Annotated in this window: 6 protein-coding genes; 5 read left to right on the forward strand and 1 reads right to left on the reverse strand. The window is 44.3% G+C overall.

What is annotated here, in order from left to right; genetic code table 11:
• Positions 1–3 precede the first annotated feature (3 nt).
• Positions 4–10,542 (reverse strand): gliding motility-associated C-terminal domain-containing protein, encoded by a 10,539-nt coding sequence (locus ACE38W_RS11080; RefSeq protein WP_375830862.1) that lies wholly within the window; start codon positions 10,540–10,542, stop codon positions 4–6.
• 613 nt (positions 10,543–11,155) lie between these two features.
• On the opposite strand from ACE38W_RS11080, the gene ACE38W_RS11085 reads away from it, so the two are divergent.
• From ACE38W_RS11085 to ACE38W_RS11105, 5 genes are read left to right on the forward strand one after another with little or no spacing between them, the layout of a single operon-like run.
• Positions 11,156–13,753 (forward strand): NACHT domain-containing protein, encoded by a 2,598-nt coding sequence (locus ACE38W_RS11085; protein WP_375830863.1) that lies wholly within the window; start codon positions 11,156–11,158, stop codon positions 13,751–13,753.
• A 26-nt stretch (positions 13,754–13,779) separates the two neighbouring features.
• A complete protein-coding gene (locus ACE38W_RS11090; RefSeq protein WP_375830864.1) occupies positions 13,780–14,688 on the forward strand; it encodes a transglutaminase domain-containing protein in 909 nt (302 codons plus the stop codon).
• Between the two features lie 17 nt (positions 14,689–14,705).
• Positions 14,706–16,556, forward strand: a complete 1,851-nt coding sequence (locus ACE38W_RS11095) for a chloride channel protein (RefSeq protein ID WP_375830865.1) — start codon at positions 14,706–14,708, stop codon at positions 16,554–16,556.
• A 23-nt stretch (positions 16,557–16,579) separates the two neighbouring features.
• Complete coding sequence (locus ACE38W_RS11100) at positions 16,580–17,185, forward strand: NAD(P)H-dependent oxidoreductase (RefSeq protein WP_375830867.1); 606 nt, start codon at positions 16,580–16,582, stop codon at positions 17,183–17,185.
• Between the two features lies 1 nt (position 17,186).
• On the forward strand, positions 17,187–19,094 hold the full coding sequence (locus ACE38W_RS11105; RefSeq protein ID WP_375830868.1) for a monovalent cation:proton antiporter-2 (CPA2) family protein: 1,908 nt from the start codon (positions 17,187–17,189) through the stop codon (positions 19,092–19,094).
• Positions 19,095–19,118 lie beyond the last annotated feature (24 nt).

Raw genomic sequence — 19,118 nt, forward strand, 5'->3', positions numbered from 1 at the left:
TTTTTATCTCATGAGGGTCACGTTACCTTTCTTCGTGATCACGGTGCCATCCTGCATGGTTGCTTTTACGATCCATACGTAAACGCCCACAGGTTGTTTCACACCACTCATGGTACCATCCCATCCCTGGCGCTGGTCCTTAGAAGTGAATACCAGCTGACCCCATTGGTTGTAGATCCTGAATTCGAGTTCAGCGATAGCGGTTCCGTATACATACTCGACATCATTCACACCATCACCATTTGGACTGAAGAGGTTTGGTACATAGATATTATTACCCTGTGGATTAGTTGTTTTATCTGTAACAGCAGAGAGCAGACTATTCTGACAAGAGGATGTACCTATTGCTCTTACATACAGCGTTACTTGCTGATTAGGCTGCAGATTAGTTACGGTATGAGAAGTACCGTTATCTCCTGTACTTGGTGCGATGAAGTTAGTAGTGTCATTTACTGCAACTACATAACGTTGTGCACCTGGTACTGCCGGCCATGTAAATGTTACGCTGGTAGCTGTCCTTGCGCTTACTGTTACTGTTGGTGCTGCGATGGCTGCCAATACTGTAATTGGCACCTGCGTTCTGGTAGCACTTGTACATCCTGTACCTATTGAAGCTTCTACATAGTATACTGCGTCTGCATTGATAGGTGGTGTCACAAACTGAGCGTTGGTGCTCACTGGTGTTGTACCATTAGCAGTTGCATACCATCTGAAGGTTGCACCTGGAGTAGTTGATGATGCTGTCAGTACATAAGTAGCGCCTGGACACTGACTGATATCATTTCCTGCTACTTGTGGCGCTGAAGGAGCATTTCCTACTGCTACACTTACCAGGGTGCGGGTTGGACTAGCACAACCACCGGCATTCACTGCTTCAACATAGTAAGATGTATTTGCTGTTATTGGACCTACCGTTACACTGTCGCCAGTTGTGATCAATGTTCCGCCAGCTGCTGTTGCATACCAGTTGTAAGTGAGCGTTCTGTCAGGGTTCTGTACTTGCAAGGTTGCATTACTGTTGGTGCAGGTTGTCACCGCAGGGTTCACTACAGCCGGAGCAGTAGGGATGTTCACTACGGATACGTCTACACGACCTCTGTTGGTACTTACACAATTACCGTTCGCTGCACTTGCATCTACATAGTAGCTGGTGTTTGTAGTCACACCGTTGAAGCTTACGCTTGCTCCTGTTGCCACAGGTGTAGTACTTGTTGCACTTGTATACCAGTGGTAGATCATACCTGTAACCGGATTGACAACTGCGAGGTTCAGTGTATTTCCAAGACAGAGTGTCACATTAGAACCAGCATTTGGCGTAGCGATAGAATCAACTACGGTGGCTGTAGCCGTTTGCTTGGTCAGGCTGTAACATCCAGCTGCATTTCTTGCTGTTACCAAGTAGTCTGTTGTTGTACTCAGACGACCAGTAGTAAATGTTGCACCTATCGTGAGGCTATCATTAGTCAGGGCATTGTACCAGATGTATTTCAATGCTGGATCAGGGTTGGTAATATTGAATGTTACTGGATTACCACTGCATGTTACCTGGCTATTGATATCAATTGTTGGTGTTGCCGGAGCTGCAAGCACATTCACCATTGCTGTTGTTCTTGCACCTGCATTGCTACAACCTGCGCTGTTGAATGCGGCAACATAGTATGTTGCATTAGCAGTCACATTGCTTGCTGTATAGCTGGTTGCTCCGTTAGGAGTGAGGTCTGTACCATTTACGGCTGCATCAAACCAGTGGTATTTCAGTGATGGATCAGGGTTAGCAACAGTAAATGTTACGTTGCTTCCTGCGCATACAGTCTGACTATTTGTTACCAGACCTGGTGCACCAGGAACCGGAGACACGGCCACCGTAACTGGCACGCGCGCTGATGTTCCTGTACATCCGCTTACACCAATTGCTTCAACATATAAGATGGTAGAAGAGGTGAGTACATTGGTTGTATAAGAAGTACCTGCATCGGTATTCAGTGCAGTACCGCCTACAGATACATTAAACCATCTGTAAACCACACCGCTTACTGGTGCTTTGATATTGATTGTTGCGGCTGTTCCACTGCAGACTGCTACGTTGGTATCTACTACTGGTGTAGGAGCCCCATTTACAGTCACGGTTGCAGGGATGAGCGGCAGCATACAACTTCCTTTGCTTGCCTGGAGGTAGAAGACAGTATCTGCTACCAGTGGCGATGTTCTGAAGCTATCAGCTGTTGCCAGCGTAATACTTCTTGTCAGGGAGTTATACCAGGTGTAGGTCACTGTAGGATCAGGGTTGCTAACTGTCAACAATGCTGTTTGACCAGCACAGATGGCAGCACCTACAACTACAGGAGCGGTGAAGCTGCTTACTGTTACAGTTACTGCCTTAGCGGTACCTGGAACATTTTCACATGCATTCGTACCCTGTACTGTTACATAGTACGTAGTGGTTGTATTCAGCGTATCAGTCACGAAGGAGCTGGTGCTTCTTATAAACTGAGTCAGCGCAGCATCACGATACCATCTGAATACTGGGTTGGTGACAGTGGTGCTACTTGCGGTAAGAACAGTAGAGCTGTTTACACAAGTGGTAGCATCATTTGCCTGGATATCAGTAGCCAGGGCTTTTCTACCAATATTCACCGTTACCTGTTTCAGCTGACCTGCCAGATTAGCGCAATTACCATTAGAACTTACGCTCACATAGTATTGGTATTGGCCGATTGCCAGGTTAGGAATGGTGAGTACGCCTGTTACCGGATTTACACCAGTAGTGATAGGCTGTGTTTTCTGCTGATCCATGTACCACTGGAACACTGGATTAGTGATAGTGGTACTGGTTGGAGTCAGTCGTACGGTATCACCTGCGCACACACTTTGCACGCTGTCGATATTAATATCGGCTGGCACTGCATTATTGAACACGCTGATGGAAATCTGTGTACGTGCTGTATCATTTGCACAGCTAGTGTTACCATTAGCTTTTACGAAGTAGTTATGTATTCCTGGAGTGGTACCTACTGGAACAACATATGTATTATTAGCAGCTACCAATTGGTTTCCGGAAGCATCGTACCAGGTATAAGTTAATCCTGGCTGAGCAATCACTTTCAGCGTTGCCGGCAGATTGCTTGTACATACGGAAGCAGGATTGCTGCTGTCGGCTACTGGAGGTGGAATTGCACCGAGTACTGTTACAGTTACCGCCTTAGCATTGCCAGGAGCATTCTCACAAGCATTGGTTCCTGAAACGGTTACGTAATAGATAGTAGTCGCGCTCAGCGTGTCAGTCACGAAAGTGCTGGTACTTCTTATGAACTGTGTCAGTGCAGCATCACGGTACCATTTGAATACAGGGTTGGTAATAGTGGTGCTGGTAGCAGTGATAGAAGTGGCGCTGTTTGCACATGCAGTGGTGTCATTGGCCTGAATATCAGTTGCCAGTGCTTTTGAATTTACGGTGATTGTAACCGCTTTCAGGTTACCTGGCTGATTAGCGCAGCTACCATTGTTCTGCCCAACACTTACATAGTAAATGTAGGTTCCCGCAGTAGCTGGAGCTATAGTCAACACACCTGTTGCTGGATTCACCCCGCTTGTTACAGGCTGTGTTTTCTGTTGATCAAGGTACCACTGGAACACAGGATTAGTGATAGTGGTGCTGGTTGGGGTCAGACGTATTGTATCGCCTGCGCATCCATGTTGTGCGGTATCGATCGTGATATCAGATGGCAATGCATTCTGGAATACATTGAGAGTGATCTGCGTACGTGCGGAGTCGTTACCACAACCATTGGTATTATTAGCTTTTACATAGTAAGTGTGTAAGCCAGCTGCTGTACCCTGCGGAACAATATACATGTTGTTGTTAGCAGGCAGTTGGTTGCCAATTGCATCGAACCAGGTGTAGGTTACGCCAGGTTGGGCAATTACTTTCAGTGTATCTGGAAGATTGCTTGCACATATAGAAGTTGCATTGCTGCTATCCGCTACCGGTGCTGAAGGAATTGCCAGAATATTTACAGACACGGCTTTAGATGTCTGGACATTACAAGTATCCCTTGTTGCAGATACAGTATAAGTGTAAATACCTGCTGCATGAGTAGGCGGAATGATGTATGCCAGACTATCTTTCAGTTTGGTTCCATTCTGATCATACCAGCTATAGGTTACACCTGTTACTGGATTTACAACATTCAATGTTATTGGAGTTCCAACGCATGCACTGGTATCATTTGCGATGATAGTAGGTGCTACTATTCCGCGACGTGCATAGTTGAAGTCTACCGCGGTGAGTACCGCTGCCAAACCAGACTTCAGTTTCACTTCGATACCATCGAATTGTTTGGAAGGAACATATGATATTACCACACCTTGTGTACCACTCAGAATGCTAAGATGCAGGAGTGGGTTGCTCACCAGGAGGCTATCACCAGGAGTATTGCCGTTGTAGCTTGTTAACTGCACGCCTGCCAGTAATGCGGCAGACAGTACCTGACTTGGGCTGCTGAGGCGTACTTCAACGGTATCACCAATGGTAGACAGACCATTGAAGAGTGCACGCTGCCATACGTTGGCACCAAGTACACCCAGATTCAGTACCAGGGAAGATGCAGATTCAGTATTATTATCTACCGCCAGTTCTGGGTTGACAACAGTACCCAAACCAAGGACACCACCGGTGGAGGTTCCGCTATTGATTTGAGCAACTGCTCGTTCGCAAGGAACTGCATTTGGCGGCATTGGACGTGTATAGATCAGCACTGGGATACGCTGAGATGAACAAGTACCGGTAGAATCCAGGACAGCCTGTACCCATAATGTATCGGTGCTCAGTGTATGTTTAGCAACGGTTACATACTGCAATCCTTCAAAGATACTGTCGGTCGCAAACTGAGTAGCATACCATTTTACTTTAGCATTGGCAGCCGGAGGGGTTGCGGTCAGTATAGCACTCTTACCAGTATCCACGATAGCAGGATTTGGCGTTACCACTGGAGATCCCAGCTGAGAGGTAGTTGTAAACAGTACGGAAGTACGTGTTGCAGATACCGTGTTACAGCTGTCATTTTTAGCTTCTACATAATATGTTACCGGAGCAGTAACATTATTTACTGTGAATACGAAACCACTGTCTGTATTCAGTTTAGTACCACCATTTGCAACATTGTACCAGCTATAGGAATAGCCGCTTACAGGGTTGCTGATCGCTGCACTGGCGTTTGAACCAGGACATACAGCAATTGTATCAGGCGTTAATACTGGAGGCAGTGGCGTTGCTATGACTTTAATATTAACCGCTGTTCTGTCTGAGCTTTCACAACCTACTGCAGCTCTGAAGGCAGATACATAGAACACAGAGTCAGTAGTGATAGCACCAGTAGTAAGGCTTGCACCATCTTTACCTGTCAGGTAGGTACCGTTAGAAGTATACCAGCGATAGGTAACATTTGGTGAAGGATTATTGACATTCAGTGTAGCTGCACTACCACTACATACAGTTACAGAGGACGCCTGTACCTGTGGAGCTGCAATTATGCGGCGTGCAGAGTTGAAGTTGATACTTGTCAGTGCACCTACTACACCTGATTTCAGCGTCACTTGTATAGCATCGAAGGTACCTTTAGGCATGTAGGTATATTCGCCGGTTGAACCGCTATTCAGCAGATTTACATGCAATAATGGATTACTTACCAGTATTGAGTCTACAGGAGTATTTCCAAGATATGCAGTCAGCTGTACGCTTGCAAGTACGGCTGCAGAAAGTATCTGACTAGGAGCGGAGAGGCGTACCCGTACGCTATCGCCAGGGGCAGAAGGACCGGTAAATGCGGCGCGCTGCCATACTGTGGCGTTGAGCGCGCCCAGGTTGATTACGAGGGAAGAAGCAGTATTTTGATTATCATCTACTGCAAAGTTTGGATTGTAAACGTTGCCTAATATCAGGAGGCCGCTACCACCGACTGTTTGTGAAACAGCGCGTTCACAAGGCACAGCGAGAGAATCTCCCTGGTAAGTAACTACGGTTACAGGTACTCTTGCAGATTGACAAATGCTGGAAGAAGAATCTTTAATAGATGCCTGGGCCCAGTACACGATAGTATTCGGCGCTGATTGGGCAGGCGCAGCAAACGTTGCACCGGTAGCCAGTGAATCGTTACCTGCCTGTGAGCCATACCAGGTAATAGTAGCGTTAGATACAGGCAGTGTAGCTGTCAGCACGGCTGTAGCACCTACTGTTACTGAATCCGGATTTGGTGAAACCACAGGCGGTTGTAATGCCTGACCCACGAGGATATGATACGCTTGTCTTGAAGATACCGCGCCGCATGAGCTCTGTGCTTCCACATAGAATGTAGTATCTGCAGTGATACTATTTACTTTAAACACAAAGCCACTGTCTGTATTCAGTTTAGTGCCGCCAGTTGCAACATTATACCAGTTGTAGGTAAGGCCGGTAACTGGTTTGATAACCTGTAAGGATACACTGGTACCCGCGCAAGCAGTGATGTTCTGATCAGCACCTGGCACTTGTGGTGCTGCATTTACAACAACATTCACAGGGAATCTTTCAGGATTTTCACAATTCTGTGATCCGCCATAAACAGCAACCCAATAGGTAACAGTACCTGGTACTTTCAGGCTATCTGTTGTATAAGTTGAATTAGAACTCAATACAGTAGTGCTGGTAGAATCAGCATACCAATGAACGCCAGTACCATTTACCGGAGTTACTGCCAGCGTGGCTTTATTGTTCACACACACTGTGTCGTTTGTTGTTACTACTGCTGGTTTAGGATAGATTATCCTTGCACCATAGATATTAATAGAAGTAAGTAGGTTAGCTACCCCGGTGATGCGCACTTCCACACGGTCGTATGGTGCCGTTGCAGGAATGGTTGCAACAAAATTCTGGCTGGTGAGCAAACGAAGTGTCAGCAGATTAGCTAATGTATCTGCAGCCACTTTCGTGGTATTATTATAAACAGTTACTACTACACCACCAAGCAGACTAACATCCGCAAGGCCAGTAGGTGCTGCAAAGTTAATCCTGATGCTATCTGTAGCACTACCTACATTAGGGAATATCAACTGTTGGTATACAGAACCACCCAACAAGCCAACAGGCATACTTAATGTAGTGAAGTTTGTTTTATTGCTGTCGATATCATTGGTTGGATTCTGAACAGAACACAGGATACAACCCAGGGAGGTACCGGAAACCTGAGAAGTAGGAACATTACAATCCGGAGAAGGAATAACTGGACCTGTTACTACCACTGCTACGGCTACACGTTTTGACTCACAAGCACCCGGAATGGTTACCGCTGCATAGTAAGTGTAGGTGCCCGGATTATTAAATGGTCCAACTACAAACGGAGTGCCTGTACCAACAGGAGTGGTAGCTGTAGAATCGGAATACCAGCTGATAGTAGCACCAGGTATTGGCGTTGCAGTCAGGCTGGCGGTTTGTCCGGTAGCTACTACCACCGTACCAGGAACAACTGGTCCAGCAGGGGCAGTAACAATTTTCACGTTAGCTGCTTTCAGGTTGTTAGCCGCATTCGGACAACGGTTAGTACCAGAAACGGCTACATAGTAGGTATAGTTACCTGCCGCGAGTCCGGATACGGTTAACTTACCGGTAGAATCAACATTATAGGTAACACCACTCACTGTACCATTGGTGATAGGTTGCGTTTTAGCCGCATCCAGGTACCAGGTAAATACAGGGTTGGTGATATTGGAAGTAGGATTAGCTGTTGGAGTAATTACAGCGTTGCCACTTGTACAAGCTGTAGTGGTATCATTAACAATGATATCAGCTGGTGTAGCAAGTGGATTTACAGTAATACTTACAGCCAGGCGTTCAGGATTAGGACAACCATTCGCATCTATGATTTTTGCGAAGTATTTCACTACTCCTGGTGTATTCAGCACTGGTGTTGTGAAGGTTGGTCCTGTACCTGCGATGGTAGTGGTAGTAGAATCAGCGTACCAATTGATATTGCTGGTACCTAATCCATTTGCAGTAATAACAGCTGTTTGTCCGGCGCAAGCGGTAGCATTATTATTAATGGTAAATGTTGGATTAGGCGCTACTGCTCTTACACCGTAGAAGTTGATGGAAGAGAGCAGGTTGGCTACACCAGTTAGTTTCACCTGAACTGTATTGTAAGCAGCACCTGTTGGTACCGTTACAACAAATGAAGTTCCGCTGCTGAGCAGGTTCAATGTAACCAGATTAGCTAAGGTATCTCTTCTGATTACGGTTGTACCGTTGGCGAGGGTGATTTCGATACCTGCCAGGAGCCCAACATTCAGGAGGGCGCTTGAATAACCGAACTGGAGTCGGAGACTATCGGTAGCCGCACCTGGTGCAGGGAAGAACACCTGTTGATAAACACTGCCACCAAGTAAGCCCACTGGTATGTTCAGGGTGCTATAGGTATTTGCGGTGGTATCTATCGCGCCATTTGGATTTGTAACGCTACAAAGTATACAACCTAAAGTAGTACCTGTAGTAGTAGTGGTAGGTGCGTTACAGGATGTATTGACCAGCGGAATGATAATCGCAGTATCAGCAACACGGAAAGATTCGCATGCACCGCCGGAGCTGAGTCGTACAGCCGCATAATATACATGTGTTCCAGGAGTAGGGAATGGGCCTACTACTAGCGTATCTCCACTGGAGATTGGCGCCTGTGTAGTATCGCTATACCAGAATACAGTACCACCACCCGGAGGTGTGGCCATTAATGTAACTGGCTGGCCAATACTTCCATAGACCGTGGATGCACCTAATGTTGGTTTTGGTGCTTTATTGGTCATGGTAACAGTTACCTGTTTCAATGTATTTGCCAGGTTATCACAATGGTTGCTGTCACTGGCACTTACATAATAGGTAGCGGTACTGGCGCCGAGGCCGATGATAGTTAATTTACCGGTAGAATCTACACCGTATGTAACGCCGCCATCTATGAGACCATTGGTGATTTGTGTGGTTTTAGCAGCATCTTTCCACCAGGTGAATACTGGTTTTGCTGTTAGTATTGTAGAGTATGGACTGATTCTCACAGTATCTCCCATACAACCAAAAGCTGAATCAGGGAAGTTGATATCAGCGGCAGTTGTATATGCCTTTACATTTAAAGTCAGCGGTGTCTGTTGAGAACCGGTGGTACATATAGCACGACTGGCAGATACAAAATAATTGAATTTACCTGCGGTATTCACCGGAGGCGCAAAAGTTGAAGTAGTGGAAGGTCCTTGTACAACACCGCCTGTACCATTATACCAGGTGTAGTTAAGCGTTGCATCTGGATTTTGCACTGCGAAGGAAACAGGTGTATTTAAACAGGTAGATTGATTCGCTGATGCAGCCGAAACTATCGGACTTGGGATCACGCGATCTACCTCATATACATTCAAACTGTTTAGCACATTAGCAAGTGCTCCCAATCTTATTTCAATATGGTCGAACGGCCCTGACGACGCGAAGGTGGCTACCTGCGGCGTGCTTGGTCCGTTGAGTAAATTTAAAGTCAAAAGGTTACTACTTGCCTGAATACTATCTACTACAGTATTTCCATTGTAAGTGAGGAAAGTTATAGATTGTAAAGCAGTAAGCGATAATAATGATCCTGCATTTCCTAATACGATGCGCACGGAGTCTCCTGTTTTTGCAAGACCAGGGAAGATCACGTTTAAACGCGAATAACCGGCTACGGTAGCCAGTGTTTGAAGTTGTGCAAAAGTACTTACATTCCCATCAATTGCATTTTGCGGATTGGCGACGCTACCCAGATTTACAAGGTTGACGATATCAATCAGACTTTTCACACCACCGATAACATCAATTGGTTTATCACAAGCGAGGGCGCTTGTGGCAGGAGTATTATAATAGGCGGCATATAATTGAATGCTGGTAGCTACAGTGGCAAGACCGCCTATCGCTACACGCACGCGGTCATAAGTACCGGTAGCACCAGATAGGGAAGGAGCAGGTATATAAATTTCTGATTGGTTATTACTGGTAAGGAGAGTAGCCAAAGCAGAGTTTAAACTGGTTGGATTTCCTTGATTGGTAACTGAGCCACTCATTGGTTGAGCAGTGATATCAGCGAGTGTTACACTTACAACGGCGCCTGTTCCAATTTTAAGAATTACACCTTGTGTAACTGGAATAGGAGCGGGGAAGATAAGATCCTGGTATACGGAAGACAGCAGACCGATATCCGAATTCAATGTAGAAGCAGTGTTCAATCCTGCTGGCGGAGCATCTATTGCCAACAGGGAGTCGGTAACACCGCAAGCCAGGCATAGCAAGGAATGGCCATTAGCTTGCTGATTAGCATAAACGCGTTGATAATACGTTTGTGCGTTCACGTTAGTTGCGAAAAATCCCAACATCAATAGTACAGACATCAGGCCTTTCCACCACCGGACATACCTGGGGTTTTTCCGGAGTTTGGGAGATGACCCATTCCAGGTTTTCAGGATAACAAAGGAAGCACTAAAAGGGCTATTAGGAGTAGCTTTTGAATGCATAGCATCTATATTTGGATAAAAGAAGTCTTGTTCAATGTATTCACATTAAACTCTAAGGATAGGCAGCGGTTAAGATCGGTTTGGGGAAAGGATTTTGGTTGATAGAAAATCACTCCTTTCTGCCTTGTATATATTGTATATATTTTGACAATCCGTGATACGAATGTATAGTGTAGAAATCTTTTATGGATAAGCCTTTTTGTTCATTTATTTTCAATGCATCAGTTTGTTCATTTTGAGTCTGCTTTGTTCATTTTGTTCATTTGCATTAACAGACTCACCATTTTGTTCAGCAGCTGAAAACAGTGGGAATAATTTTCCTTTTTTGGCACAAATAGTTATCATAATTTCTGCTGCTAAATGTTTAGCACATTCTTCATCCCCATCTATTTCAATCTCTTTATTAAATAATTGATAATAATCAACTTACAAAAAGTTGAAAGAAGAAAAATTTAATCCCGGAACATTCATATTATTTATTAAAATATACATAACACTTTTTCATGCCTTTATTTATTCCATTCATTTTCTGATTATGAAATCTAAACGCCTGATATCTACGTAATTAACCTATTGTACCGAAATTCCATCAAAATCCATTTCTTGTCCCCTTATGATAGATATATCCTATGACTTTATTCTGACCTTACAGAAGGAGGTTTTACAGAAATTCGGAGTTGAAGTCATGTCGCCAGGAGAATGCAAGCATCTGGCCCAGTCCATACTGGAATCAACCAGGCAGCTGATAAGTGAGACAACCCTCAAGAGGGTTTTCGGATTCGCTGTTGCACAACACAGCTTCTCCCGCTTCACACTCAATACACTCGCTCAATATTGCGACTACAAAGACTGGGAGGCATTCCAGCAGCATCACTACCGGATGAACAATCCGCAGTCGATCTCTATTGCCAACGGCACCGCTAAAGAAGCCAAATGGCTGGAACTCAAAACCAAAGCCGCTGCCGTATCCCATTACACCATGCTTACCCTCCAGAACAGATCTGGTATCAATTTCCCATTCACGGTTAAACGACAATATATTATTAACCACATTGAGAAATTCCTGGAGAGTAACTATACTGCCACAGCCCTCATCGCTCCTTCTGGCTGGGGGAAATCCATCTCCCTTGTACACGTAGCAGATCATTTCTGGCATAACAAAACGCCAAAAATGAAAGAAGACGTGTGCTGGTTTATTCACGCACATGCCGCAGGAAGCTTGCTACTAAAAGGTTTCAGCCTATCCACCTGGTTAGATAACCAACTAAACCACGGCAATGGTGAAAACTTCAGGGAATACTTCGCTTCTGAATTCGAAAGAAGAGGCTCACGCCTTATATTAATAATAGACGGTTTCGATGAAATTGCCGTATCGGCAGAAAAACTCCGTCTCATCTATTCCAAACTGGAAGATTTCATTTATACCAACGAAAAATTTCCTTGGATAAAAGTGATCCTATCGGTAAGAAGCAGTACCTGGAACGAACTGTTTCAACGCCCCAACGACTATTCCTGCTTCCGCCGCTACTGGTATGTAGGCGCAGAAATGGACGAGGAAACGAATATCAACGTTAAGCAGTTTGAAGATCAGGAGATTAAGTCCATATTGGAAAAACACGATTATGGACCTGATATCATAAACCAGTTTTCAGAAACATTTTTGCAAAAACTTAGGCATCCGTATTATTTGCAGCTCTTTTGTCAACTAAACCCTGATCCCAAAACCTCTTTCATAGATGAAAACCTCAGCATGTACGAAATCGTTTCCCGATTTGTACAAAACAAGGTCTTCATCTCCTCCATCAGCTCTTTTAAAATAAAAATCATACAAAGACTACTACAGTTGATAGACCTGGGTAGAAATGGTATGTACATAGAAAAGCTGGAACTGCTGGACCAAAACTCAGAGTTATTCCCTGCATATAAAGAATTACTCGCCGATAATATCCTGGTAGAAGAAAATCTCAGCCAGGAAATTATGTACCATGTGAAGGTGCGTTTCGCACATCCGTTCCTGTTAGAGTACTTCGTAGCAATGCACTACCTGAATAAAACGAGTCAACAAGTCAATGAACCCATCCTTCAGGAAGTGTTGCAGTATCTGCCACCATCGTCTTATAGGGTAGGTGTATTTTCATGGCTGCTTCGTTTTGCCATCAACCATAAACAAACTGATGGCATCCTGAAAATGCTGCACCTGCCGCTGGCATTGCTAGAGAAATCCCATCTGCTGGAATACCTGGTACTGCATTATCAACTTGATGGTAACGACCAGATGGAATTACGTTCCATTTTCCCGGCGGGCTTCTTCAAAAAGAACCCCATCAGCAACTTTATCACAGATGAGTTCATCCACTTCAGGAAGAAAAGAGTGCTGCTTGCATTACTCACCCTTGCTGATAATAAAGAAGATAAACTGAAAATAAGAAGCATGCTGTTCACCATTTCTTTGCTGCAGTTAGATGCAGAAGAATGTGAAGCACATCTTCAGGCCATTAAAAAAATATACAACCCAGGAGAGCTGGATGATGAACTGTGGGTAACGCCACATGAAATCCTGCTGTTTATTTACGAACGCCTTAAGTTTGGGATGGTAGATGACCAGATAATGCAGAAAATTTATAATTATAAGCATTACCTGAACGCTGTTTCTAAAAACCACACGGCTACCACCATCCCGCAGGAAATTGTAATCCGGAACATGGGCTATGCCTTAACGTTACTGGAAGATTATGAACAGCTCCTCCAATTCACCCAGCAGATTTTTGATGCTTACCCTTCATTGGTACATAGAAAGACTGATTCTTTCCGCCTGCAATTACTTTGCTGGCAAACCCATGCCCTGGCCAGACTAGGAGAGATGAAAAAGGCACAACGCATTTGCAGACACACGGATAAAGTATTAAAAAATTATTCATCTGATTACTTTGCAAATAAGTATGTAGAATCGCTCCAGAAAATGGTGACCGCAGACTACTACTACAATGAGCATGATCTCATCAGAGCCATGAGAGCTGCTGAAAATGCTACAGAAACCGCTCAGAAACTCGATTTCAAAGTAATTGCCCTCAGAAACCTTACCCTGCTTAAAAAACTATACGCCCAATTAAACATGCCCAATAAAATTGAAGGCATACAATCTCAAATAGATTCCATTAAAGCTAGTACCTCATTTAAACATGAAGTATTAAATTTTGCTCCCAGATTGTGATAGAATTTTGTTTTCTTGCATAGCAGATGGCTATCGACGAAATCAAATATTCATTTACACAACGACTTATTCTCAATATATTGAGCCTGCTGACGATTGTCGCGCAAGCTCCCTACCTGAACAGATTCCTGCCACCCATTATGGCAGGCGGTTTTCACGTGGACTTACTTGTATCAGTAATTATCTCTCTGATCTTCGTATTCCTGCTTAGGTGGATATTCAAACCGTTGGTTATTCCAGTTTTCCTTACCATATGCTGTATCATGCTAGTCAACAACTTTGGTACCGGCTATTCTTTTTATAATATCACCAATGATTATAAAGGGATGGTGCAGGGAAACTGGGTTGCGAAAGACAGTAAGCAGCTGGATATCCTCAGTCTTTACCCCAAAAAAGTAGAAAGCTACCGGGATAAGACCGTTAGAGGTATCCGGGAAAAGATCAATTACAACGATTCTACTGTAAGGAATTTCTCTATCAAGCATTCCCTGGATTATTATGACACCTACTTTTTCAAATACGGTAGCATCGTGCGGTTTCTTTCACTATTCCGCTATATCAACAGTAACTTCAAATATGTACTGGACAGCCGACGAGATGAATATTTTGCTACGCCACGGGAAACCATTCTGAACGGGCTTGGTGGCGACTGCGATGATCACTCGTTGCTGATGACCTCCTGTTTGCAATCAATCGGCGCCAGGACGCGCATTGTTCTTATTAAAGGGCACGCATATCCGGAGTTATATGTTGGTAGTAAAGAAGATTTTGAGGTAATGAAACAAGCTATCATTCTGTTTTTCCCCAGGCCGCCTATCAAAGAAATTTATTATCACGAGCTAAAAGGAGAATATTGGATTAATCTGGATTATAGCGCGCGCCATCCGGGAGGACCTTATCTCAATGACAGAGTTTATGCACTCATTGAGCTCTGATCCCCTAAATTTGTGGTATGAGCCAGTTTAAGTATCTACGGAAATATCATAGCTTTTTAAGATTTAAACGTGAATTTGAACAGTATAGCCTGAGAAAAGCCAGGAGCTACGAGATAGTCATTCATTGGTTGCATAGCAAACTCAACCGACAGCAATTTTTGTTACTTTCTGGTATGCTTGTAGGTTGTGGCGCCGGAATGGCCGGGGTTATTCTAAAATCGCTCGTACATTATATTCACTATGTAATAACGGATAAGGTCCATTTTCATACACAAGTATTTTTTTATGCGATCTTTCCTTTTCTGGGTATAGTACTAACTACTCTGATAGTGGTCTGGTTCTTTAAAGGCCAATCCAGGAAGGGGATTCCGGCCATATTACATGAGATTGCACAAAACTCATCATTGATTCCGCCGGTAAAAATGTACTCTCAGGTACTTCAGAGTGCAGTTACCGTGGGCCTTGGAGGCTCCGCAGGCCTGGAAAGCCCGATTGCTGTTACAGGCGCGGCATTAGGATCTAATTACGCACGCACTTACAAGCTGGGATATAAAGAAAGAACGTTATTACTCGCAGCCGGTGCTACAGCAGGTATCGCGGCGGCGTTTAATGCGCCTATTGCGGGCATGATGTTCGCCTTTGAGATATTACTTACTGGCGTAGTATTTTCAGACTTTATGCCACTCATCGTGGCGGCCGTATGTGGCAGCCTGTTATCCAAAATTATTTTACAGGAAGAAGTCTTATTTCATTTTGAATCAAGATCCCCATTCAATTATCATAATGTTCCTTTTTATATTGTATTAGGGCTTTTGTGTGGGTTATATGCGCGATACTACGTGGTAATTGGTCAGAAAGTGGAGCATTTCTTTCATGGCTTGAAATGGAGTGCGGTGCAGAAGGCGATGTTAGGAGGCGTATTGGTATCTGCTTTTTGTGTGGCGATGCCGCCATTATTCGGAGAAGGATATACAGTGGTGAAATCATTGGCTAATGGCCATGGAGAGATGATCCTGCAGAACAGCTTTTTCCGTTATATACCCGCCCAAAGCCAGATGCTGTTGGTTTTCACTGGTGTCATCTGTTTGATGAAAGCCTTCGCATCATCTATTACTATTCAAAGTGGAGGTAATGGAGGTAATTTTGCGCCGTCTCTTTTTGCTGGTGGTTTCCTGGGATATTTCTTTGCATTGTTATGCCTGCAATTGGGATTTGCAAGTGCCCCTGTTACCAACCTCGTGATTGTGGGTATGGGTGGCGTAATGAGCGGGGTAATGTATGCACCACTTACTGCAATTTTTCTGATTGCTGAATCCAGCTCCGGTTATGATCTTTTTATCCCATTGATGATAGTAGCAACGATCTCTTTCCTTATCAGTAAATGGTTTTCTCCCATCTCTCCGGAACTCAAAGGATTGGCAGAAGAAGGCAAGATATTCACCAGGGCTCATGATAAAAATATTTTATCGCTGATAAAAATGGAAGACCTGCTGGAAACAGATGTGCAGACAATTTCCAGCAGTAAGCATTTCAGGGATCTAATCGATCTGATAAAAGAGGGAGACAGCAGTAATATTGCAGTGGTGAACGATCATGGGACGTTTGAAGGGCTGATTGCATTGGATGCATTAAGACCAATCATGTTTAACCCGGAACTATATGACACTATTACTGTTAAGAAGTTAATGAAGGCCCCTACGGCTGTTGTGAATGTGGATGACAATATAGAAGAAGTCATTAAAAAATTTGATGCTGTAAATGCCTGGCATTTGCCGGTGGTGAAAGATAAAAATCTGGTGGGCATGATTTCAAAATCACGTATACTGAATCGCTATCGCAAATTATTGCAGGAATATTCTGAAGGCTGAAACTAAGTTAAACAACATCCCGTATGGCCCGTGTACTAATAAATTTTGCGCATCCTGCACTTGAAAAATCAAGGATGCATAAGCAGCTCGTTCCTATGATGAAAGCGGTACCAGGGATCACCTTCAATGATCTTTATGAGCGGTATCCGGATTTAGATGTGGATATATCCCGCGAGCAGGACTTACTGGAAAAACATGATATCATCATCATGCAGCATCCGGTATACTGGTATAATGCGCCAGCAATTATCCGGCAGTGGCAGGATTTGGTGTTGGAGCATGGCTGGGCTTACGGTCATACTGGTAATGCTTTACAGGGAAAATATATTACAAATGCTGTATCTGCCGGAAGCCGAAAGGAACAATACCAGGAAGATGGTATCCATGGCTTTCCACTGGAACATTTCTTTCTTCCTTTTTTGCAAACAGCTAAGCTTTGCAACATGAAGTATTTGTCGCCATACATTATTTATGGTGTACATAGAATGGATACTTTAGATATCCAGGAAGAAGTAAAGCGATATAAACAATTGCTGGAGATATTGAAGGCGCCTGATTTTGATTTATCACTCTTATCCAGGATCAGCAGCTTACATGAGCTGATCACAGAACCTATTCAAACCACCTAACATGGACCAACATACGTTGTTATTTCAGTCGATGGTATACCTGGCTGCAGCTATTCTTTTTGTACCATTGGCAAAAAAGATGGGGCTGGGAGCCGTTTTAGGCTATCTGCTGGCAGGGGTTATCATTGGTCCTTCTGTTTCTGGCTTTATTGGGAAAGAGGGAGAAGATATTATGCACTTTGCGGAGTTTGGTGTGGTGATGATGTTATTTCTGATTGGGATGGAGCTGGAACCGGCGTTGCTATGGCGTTTGCGTTCTGCTATTCTGGGGCTGGGCGGGTTACAGGTGATAGGATCATCTATAGTGCTGGCTACCGCAGCCTATTGGCTAGGGCTGCCCTGGAATGCAGCACTCGCATTAGGTATGATCCTTTCGCTATCGTCTACGGCCATTGTACTACAAACATTGAATGAGAAGGGGTGGATGCCTACTGCCGCAGGGCAAAGTTCCTTTGCTGTATTGCTTTTCCAGGACATCGCCGTAATCCCTATGTTAGCGATCTTCCCCTTGCTGGCAGGGAATCTCACCGCCGTTGAAAGTGCCGAGGGAGCATCTATTCGGGACAACCTCCCTGCCTGGGGACAAACACTAGTGGTGTTAGGCGCTATCACTGCCATTATCATTGGAGGCAGATACCTGGTGCAGCCCATCATGCGCATTATTGCGCGTACCCGGGTACGAGAGCTATTCACCGCCACAGCATTGCTGATGGTGGTTGCCATTGCTGTACTGATGAACCTCGTTGGTCTAAGTTCCGCGTTGGGAGCGTTTCTTGGCGGCGTTGTATTAGCCAACAGTGAGTATCGTAAAGAACTGGAAAGTGACATAGAACCCTTTAAAGGTCTGCTTCTTGGACTATTCTTTATTGCCGTTGGCGCATCTATAGATTTTAAGCTGATCATGCAGCAGCCATGGGTGATACTAGGCCTGGTTATAGGCATCATGGCTATTAAAGGCATTTTACTGTTCTGCCTGGGCAAGCTATTTAAACTTAGTTTAGATCAGAATTTGTTGTTTTCTTTTGCACTGTGTGATATAGGTGAGTTTGCATTTGTATTACTTTCTCTTACATCTCAAAGTAACATTCTTGACAAACACACCACCGGCATGATGACGGCCGTAGTAGCCATTTCCATGGCGATGACACCGTTGCTGATGCTGTTGTACGAAAAATTGGTACAACCACATTTTACCATTTCCACAAAAACAGAGCGTGACCCGGATGAAATCGATGAGCAAAATCCTGTTATCATTGCTGGATTCGGTCGCTTCGGTAGCATGACAGGCCGTTTCCTTCGTGCAAACGGCATTAAGGCTACTATCCTGGATATGGACTCCGACAGAGTTGATGCCCTACACCGACTTGGCATCAAAGTATATTACGGCGATGCCTCCAGGTATGATATGCTGGCTGCTGCCGGCGCTGACAAAGCTAAAATCCTGATCATTGCTATGGATGATCCGGAGAAAACATCAGCTGTGGTTAAAATTGTAAAAAGATATTTCCCGCATTTGCAGCTGCTGGTGCGTTCCATGGATATTGAAGACACCTTCGAACTGATGGACCTTGGCGTGTTACATATCTACAGAGAAACCGTTGACACCTCTTTACGTCTCGGCGTAGATGCGTTGGAGTTATTAGGTATAAGAGCATATCACAGCCATCGCGCAGCACGCACATTCTTAAAGCAAGATGAGCGTTCGTTGAAAAGCCTTTCTGCCGCACGTGATGACAAAAAAGAGTTTGTTAGTGCAATGAAAGAAAGAATTGATGAGATGGAAAAACTGATTACTTCTGATAAGATAAAAACCTGGTTAGATGAAGGAGAGGGCTGGGATAGCACCAGTATCAGGGATGAAGCGCAGGGAGAGCCAGAAGATCCGGAAAAATCTACTACTAAGCAATAAAAATTGGGGTTGAGCAGATATTTT

It is taken from the genome of Chitinophaga sp. Hz27 (assembly GCF_042263525.1).
GTDB lineage: Bacteria > Bacteroidota > Bacteroidia > Chitinophagales > Chitinophagaceae > Chitinophaga.

What these genes read in the sequence shown, in the direction of transcription:
- ACE38W_RS11080 (WP_375830862.1), bottom strand. Translation starts at nt 10,542, where the DNA reads ATGCATTCAAAAGCTACTCCTAATAGCCCTTTTAGTGCTTCCTTTGTT.
- ACE38W_RS11100 (WP_375830867.1), top strand. Translation starts at nt 16,580, where the DNA reads ATGGCCCGTGTACTAATAAATTTTGCGCATCCTGCACTTGAAAAATCA.
- ACE38W_RS11090 (WP_375830864.1), top strand. Translation starts at nt 13,780, where the DNA reads ATGGCTATCGACGAAATCAAATATTCATTTACACAACGACTTATTCTC.
- ACE38W_RS11085 (WP_375830863.1), top strand. Translation starts at nt 11,156, where the DNA reads ATGATAGATATATCCTATGACTTTATTCTGACCTTACAGAAGGAGGTT.
- ACE38W_RS11095 (WP_375830865.1), top strand. Translation starts at nt 14,706, where the DNA reads ATGAGCCAGTTTAAGTATCTACGGAAATATCATAGCTTTTTAAGATTT.
- ACE38W_RS11105 (WP_375830868.1), top strand. Translation starts at nt 17,187, where the DNA reads ATGGACCAACATACGTTGTTATTTCAGTCGATGGTATACCTGGCTGCA.